A 5,960-nucleotide genomic window follows, 5' to 3' on the forward strand; every position below is an offset into this window, starting at 1 on the left:
GCCCCGAGGGGCTTTGTTGCGCTCGCGATGTTCGATTAGTGCAAACTCACGGTATCAAACTCGATCGACCTGACCGGCAATCGCCCGCTTGGCGGCAAAAATGGAGTTTCCACACACTCTGGACCCGAAGCTGCCGTTGGTCACATCAGCCTATGAAGGACCGTTTATCGATCAGGTCCGGCCGTTGGCGGGTGCCGACGCCCGGACACGCCATTTATGCGTCGGCGACCTTGATCATGACTTTGCCGAACGGGCCGCGCACCAGATGTTTAAATGTGGCTTGATTCCGTGCACGTCGAACTGTCGAACGGGATAGGCTGGCCGGGCAGAGCATGTCATGGTCCCCGGCCGCGCCCGCTCAGAACGAGTGGTACATCCCGACTGTGATCAGCAGTTGCCGAGACGAACTCGAATCGACCCCGGCGCCGGGAATCTCTGCGAGCGCCGTACGGCCCACCACCTGGCCGTTCGCGTTCAGCACTGGCGCGATGCCGTCTCCCCCCGCCTTCTGGAAAACCGCCACCCCGTACAGGCTCGTGCGCTTCGACAGCGAATAGGTCAGCCCTAGATTGACCTGCTGGAAATTCGGTTTTAGGTTCTGAAAATCGGCTTTGCCCGCGTTGTAAATATAGGCGGCACCGCCGAGTAACGCCGGCGTGAACTGATACGTGACGCTCGCCTCGTAGCTGTTCATCGTGAAATCGCTGCCGCTGCCCGCGCCCGCGAAGCCGTTGGCGACGAAGTACTGGCTCTGGTCGAGCGCCGTGTGCGCGAAATTCAGCGCGAGCGTCGCATGACCGAGCGCGTACGAGCCGCCCGCCGTCAGCGACTTCATCGACTTCGCGTCCTGCAGCGCGACATAGCGCCCGAGTGAGCCGACGTAGTTGCCGTTCGATGTGTACACGCCGCCGGTGCCATCGGGCGAGGTCGCCGGGTTGCGGATGTCCAGGTAGCCGGCAGCGAACGCGAACGGCCCATGTGTGTACATCGCGGCGAGCGACCACACCTGGTTCGTCGACATGCTGCCCGGTACGCCGCCGAAGCTGTAGAGACCCGACACGTGCAGGCCATTCCACGTCGGGCTCACGTACTTGACCGAGTTGTTGATGCGGATCGACTGATTCAGGTTGTCGAGATCGCCGAAGTGTGAGCCATAGCCAGTCGCGAAATTATTGCTGGACGGGAAATATCCAACCGTCTCGGACGGCGGATCGTACTGACGCCCCAGCGTCAGCGTGCCCCATTCCCGGTTCGTCAGACCGACGAACGCTTGCCGGCCGAACATCACGCCGCCTTGTCCCAGATGGCCGTTCTGGATGTTGAAGCCGTTCTCCAGTGTAAAGATCGCCGCGGTGCCGCCGCCCAGATCCTCGTTCCCTTTCAAGCCCCACATATTGCATCCCGGCGGCCCGCAGGTGTCGCCTTCCCATACATGACCGTTGCCGGTGTTATTGACCATCGTGATGCCGGCCACCACGCGGCCGTACAGTGTGACGCTGCTTTGCGCGTGGGCGGCAACGGGCAGTGCGGCCAGCACGGCCGCGCACAGGCCGGTTCGCTTGACGGCTTTTCTAAGGCGGTTGTTTTCAATGCTTTTCCCCACGGAAATCTCCACTATGTCGTTGGTAGCTGTTTGCTGCTTTTCGGCAGGGCTTCGGACGCATTCCGACCGCGTGCTGGTTGCACTGGTTGAATTCCCGCTTCCTCACGGCTGCGTCGCGTTGAGCCCGTTCGCGGCCTGGGCGGGCGGGCCAGCGGACGGGAACGCCACCAGCACTGCGCGCCGTGACGGCTGGGGCGTCAGCAGGCTCACGCCGTAGGTCACCGTGGCATTGATCGCCATCGCAATCAGCCCCGGCTCCCATTGCGGCACCGTACTGGCCCAGAACTGCGCGGCGAACGGCGCGAGCAGCGCGATGAAACCAGCGACGAGACCCACGAGCACACCGAGCGCGGTCGTGCGCCGCCACAGGAAGCCGAGGAACACACCGGGCGCGAGCATGCCGATCGCCGAATAGGCGTCGAGCAGGATCTTCACGAGTGAGCCCTTCTGGCCGATCGACAGCCATACAGCGATCGCCGCGAAGACCACCAACGACACGCGCGACAGACGCAGCGAAGTTCGCTCGTCGAGCCGTTTGCGAAACGGTCCGACCACGTTGCGCGTGAAGATTGAACCGGCCGTCAGCAGCAGCAGCGCGCCGGGCGCGAGTGCGAGCAGGAAACCGGTGCCCGCGACAAAGCCGACAACGGGCGCCGAATAGTGATCTGAGACGAATTGCAGCAATGCCGCGTTCAGGTTGTTGCCCGGAGGTTTCGTGCCCGCGAGCAGTGCCGCGAAGCCAAGCAGGATGATGAAGAAGTACGCGAGCGAATAAAGCGGCTGCCAGATTGCGTTGCGGCGGATCGCGGTGCCGCTCGCCGACGCGTAGGAGATCTGGAACAGATGCGGGAACACCCAATTGCCGAACGCGATGTTCAGCGACGACGTCAGCAGCCAGACAGCGGTGGTGGGCGAAGTGGGGTCGAGTCCCGGCAGGCGGCCGATGCCCGGATGCAGCTGCTCGGCGCGCCGGAAGATGTCGGCGATCGACAATGCGCCGACCTTGCTCGCAACCGTCGCGCACAGCAGCACCACGACCGCAATCATCAGCACGTCCTTGACGCCGGCCGCAAACGCCGCCGAGCGCACGCCGGCGACGAACACGAAGGCCACCATCAGCAGGCCGGCGATGATCGTTGCGATCTCGGTCGAGACGAGACCGTCGAGCGTCAACTGCACGATCAGCCCGAGGCTGACGAGCTGGATCTGCACATAGACAACGAGCGACGCAATGCCGATCACGCCGGTCAGGATGCCGAGCCAGCGCGCGTCGTAGCGTGTCGCAAAGAAGTCCGCCTGGGTCACGAGCCGCTGTGCGCGTCCGGCTCGCCAGATCTTCGGCATCAGCCAGTAGCCGAGCGCGTAGCTGAGAGATACCGAGGTGAACGCGAGATACGCGGGTGCGCCGAGCGCCCAGGCATAGCCCGAAATGCCGAGCACCGCGAAGGTCGTGTACACCTCGCCGGCATTCATGAACCAGAAAATCAGCGTGCCGAGACTGCGACCGCCGACGGCCCAGTCGGCCAGCGTATGGCCTTTGCGGGTCACGCGGCCGTAGCAGACCGCGCCGCTCACCGTGGCGAGCAGGATCGCCAGAACGATAGCTAGTTTCATTGCGTGCCCTCCGTCGCCTGGACAGCGGATGTCGCTGCGATGAACGCCGCTTCCTCGTCCTCGATTCCCTGGGCGCGGTCGAGGCGGAACACGAGCGCGATGACCACGCTGGACAGCACGACGCCGACCATCTGCCACACCATGGGAAACGGCAGGCCGAACGGTGTCCACGCGACATCGTTGATCGCGGGTGCCAGAGCGGCCTGCCAGACGAACGGGATGGCCAGCAGCCAGCGGTAAGTGCGACGCGCTGGAACGGCCGCTATCTGCATCTGATTCATCACATACCTCGTGTAAAGTTACGCTGCACAATACTCGGCGAAGTGTCCACTCATAATGCACAAACTGCAAGCAGAAAAAAACAAAACTCAGATAGATAAGCATATGTTTACCCCAATAAACATGATGTTACCCCTGTGCACGAAGAACGGATCCCGCATCATTGACGCAAAGCAGGCGTGCATTTACACTGCACACTTTCGTAAGATGGCACTACACGAAATTGAGGTGAAAAGATGATCGGTGAACGGCTCAAGGAACTGCGCACTCTGCACGGCATGTCGCTGCGCCAACTCGCGGCGCAGGCAGACGTGTCGGCCACGCTGCTGAGTCAGATCGAGCGCGCGGTCACCGACCCCAGTCTCGATACCATGCGGCGTCTCGCGGCCGTGTTTGGCGAATCAGTGTCGTCGCTATTCGCGGACGTGACGGTGTCGTCGGTGTCTATCAGCCGGCCCGGCAACCGCTCGATGCTGATCGCCCCGAAAGGCCGCGTCAGCTACGAACGCCTGACTCCAGGCAACGGTCAGCTTGAAGTGCTGCGCGCGGTGCTGCAGCCAGGCGAAATGTCCGCCGACGAGCCGCGTGGCCATCCATCGTCGGAATGCGTGTACGTAATCGCCGGCAATCTGATCGCGCAGATCGACGGCGTCGACTACATGGTCGCCGCCGGCGAAAGCGTTTCGTTCGACGCGCGCCTGCCGCACCGGTACCGCAATACGTCGTCGTCGCCGACTGAAATCATCCTGTCGGTAACGCCCCCCAACCCCTGAACCATCGAAACTAACGTCATGTCCCAAGCCGACCCGCCATCCGGCGAATTCACCCTGTACGACCTGCGTGTCGAAGTGGTCGCGCCCGAGGGCGCAAGGCTGTACTGCGGCGCGAAGGTCGGAGATTTTTTCGAGTTGCGCGGCGAAATGCTGCATCTGCCGCCTGGCCAGGGCTTTTCGATTTACTCGCTCGGGGCGCTGTTGCCGCTCTTGCCCGCCAAGCAGCGCAGCACCGACCCGAGCGACTGGATGTCGACCGACGCCGAGGTTGCCTGCCCCGATCCGAACTGCCCGTCGCGCTTCCGGATTTCGCGGGCGGGCACCCGCCACTTCAAACACGCGGATACCACTGCAGTCAGCCTGAGCAACGAGGAAAACTGATGACCCAGATTCAAACTACCGAGCTCGCGGCCGGCTATTCGATCTCCAGACTTGTCAAAGGCGGCTGGCAACTGGCCGGCGATCACGGCGAAGTGGACCGGCTCGGTGCGCTCGCCGACATGGGCGCCTATTACGATGCCGGCATCACCGCGTTCGATTGCGCGGATATCTACACCGGCGTTGAAGAAATGATCGGCGCGTTCCGCCGCGACTATCGGCAGCGCCACGGCGCGGCCAGCCTGCAGAAGCTGAAGGTACATACCAAGTTCGTGCCTGATCTGTCGTTGCTAGCCAGCATCGACCGCAAGCAGGTCGAGCAGATCATTGACCGTTCTCTCGTACGGCTACAGGCGGAGCGGCTCGACCTGGTGCAGTTTCACTGGTGGGATTATTCGATGCCGCGTTATCTGGAAGTTGCCGCCTGGCTAAAGAGTCTGCAGCAGGCCGGCAAGATCGATCACCTCGCTACGACCAATTTCGACACCGCGCGCACAGCAGAACTCGTCGAGGCCGGGATTGCGCTCGTCAGCACGCAGGTGCAGTACTCGCTGCTCGATCAGCGGCCCGCGCGGCAATTTGCGAAATACGCACGAGAGCATGGGATCCGCCTGCTGTGCTATGGCACCGTGGCCGGCGGCTTCCTGTCGAAGCGCTGGCTCGGCATGGCCGAGCCCGATGAGATCTCGAACCGCTCGCTGGTCAAATACAAGCTGATCATCGAAGACTTCGGTGGCTGGGATCTATTCCAGGCACTGCTGCAAACGCTCGACAGGATCGCGGTGAAGCACGGTGTATCGATCGCGACCATTGCAACCCGTTGGGTGCTAGATCAGGACAATGTGGCGGCGGCGATCGTTGGCGTGCGCCGTGGCGATCATCTTGCCGAGCACACCAAGGTGTTCGACGTTTCCCTTGACGACGACGATCGGCGCGCAATCGCGGAGATCCATGCACAGAGCCCGGGACTCGAGGGTGACGTGTATAGCCTCGAGCGTGACATCCACGGACGTCACGGTCGGATCATGAAATATGAGTTGAACAAGAACTAAGAGCGCTGGCGCAGCACCTCTAATGCAGTATGCGGCAATGAACCGGTGGCTTGGTCTACCGCAGGAGCGCAACTCACCAGGCGTGTCGCGACCGTGCATAACGTGTCGTTCTACCGTTCTCGCAGACGCGAAAGCGAGCCTGTCCGTCTTTTTGTGTGCGAGGCAGTTAAAAAAGGATTACCCGCGGGCAAGCGTAAAACGCTCGCCGAACAGGATGGCAAACTGGTTCATGGCTGATTTCCAGTCGAAGGCGGTGCGTAC

General features: G+C 62.1%; 6 protein-coding genes. 3 read left to right on the forward strand and 3 right to left on the reverse strand.

The window, feature by feature from the left end; translation table 11 throughout:
- Positions 1-358: 358 nt before the first annotated feature.
- The 3 genes from HHL14_RS32495 to HHL14_RS32505 all read right to left on the reverse strand — a co-directional run bounded on the left by HHL14_RS32495 (position 359) and on the right by HHL14_RS32505 (position 3,498).
- Entirely contained in the window at positions 359-1,603 is a 1,245-nt protein-coding gene (locus HHL14_RS32495; RefSeq protein ID WP_169501693.1) for a porin, read from the reverse strand.
- A 102-nt stretch (positions 1,604-1,705) separates the two neighbouring features.
- Positions 1,706-3,217, reverse strand: coding sequence for a sodium:solute symporter family protein (locus HHL14_RS32500; protein ID WP_169501694.1), 1,512 nt, complete (start codon positions 3,215-3,217; stop codon positions 1,706-1,708).
- Complete coding sequence (locus HHL14_RS32505; protein WP_206002628.1) at positions 3,214-3,498, reverse strand: DUF3311 domain-containing protein; 285 nt, start codon at positions 3,496-3,498, stop codon at positions 3,214-3,216. Before HHL14_RS32505 ends, HHL14_RS32500 begins: the two co-directional genes overlap by 4 nt.
- 234 nt (positions 3,499-3,732) lie before the next feature.
- Here HHL14_RS32505 and HHL14_RS32510 point away from each other — a divergent pair, with 234 nt between their 5' ends.
- The 3 genes from HHL14_RS32510 to HHL14_RS32520 are packed head-to-tail and all read left to right on the forward strand — an operon-like array spanning position 3,733 to position 5,699.
- A complete protein-coding gene (locus HHL14_RS32510) occupies positions 3,733-4,269 on the forward strand; it encodes a cupin domain-containing protein (RefSeq protein WP_169501695.1) in 537 nt (178 codons plus the stop codon).
- A gap of 18 nt (positions 4,270-4,287) precedes the next feature.
- Positions 4,288-4,650, forward strand: a complete 363-nt coding sequence (locus HHL14_RS32515; RefSeq protein ID WP_169501696.1) for a TIGR04076 family protein — start codon at positions 4,288-4,290, stop codon at positions 4,648-4,650.
- Positions 4,650-5,699 (forward strand): aldo/keto reductase, encoded by a 1,050-nt coding sequence (locus HHL14_RS32520; protein ID WP_169501697.1) that lies wholly within the window; start codon positions 4,650-4,652, stop codon positions 5,697-5,699. Before HHL14_RS32515 ends, HHL14_RS32520 begins: the two co-directional genes overlap by 1 nt.
- Positions 5,700-5,960 lie beyond the last annotated feature (261 nt).

This window comes from Paraburkholderia antibiotica (assembly GCF_012927125.1).
Classification (GTDB): domain Bacteria; phylum Pseudomonadota; class Gammaproteobacteria; order Burkholderiales; family Burkholderiaceae; genus Paraburkholderia; species Paraburkholderia antibiotica.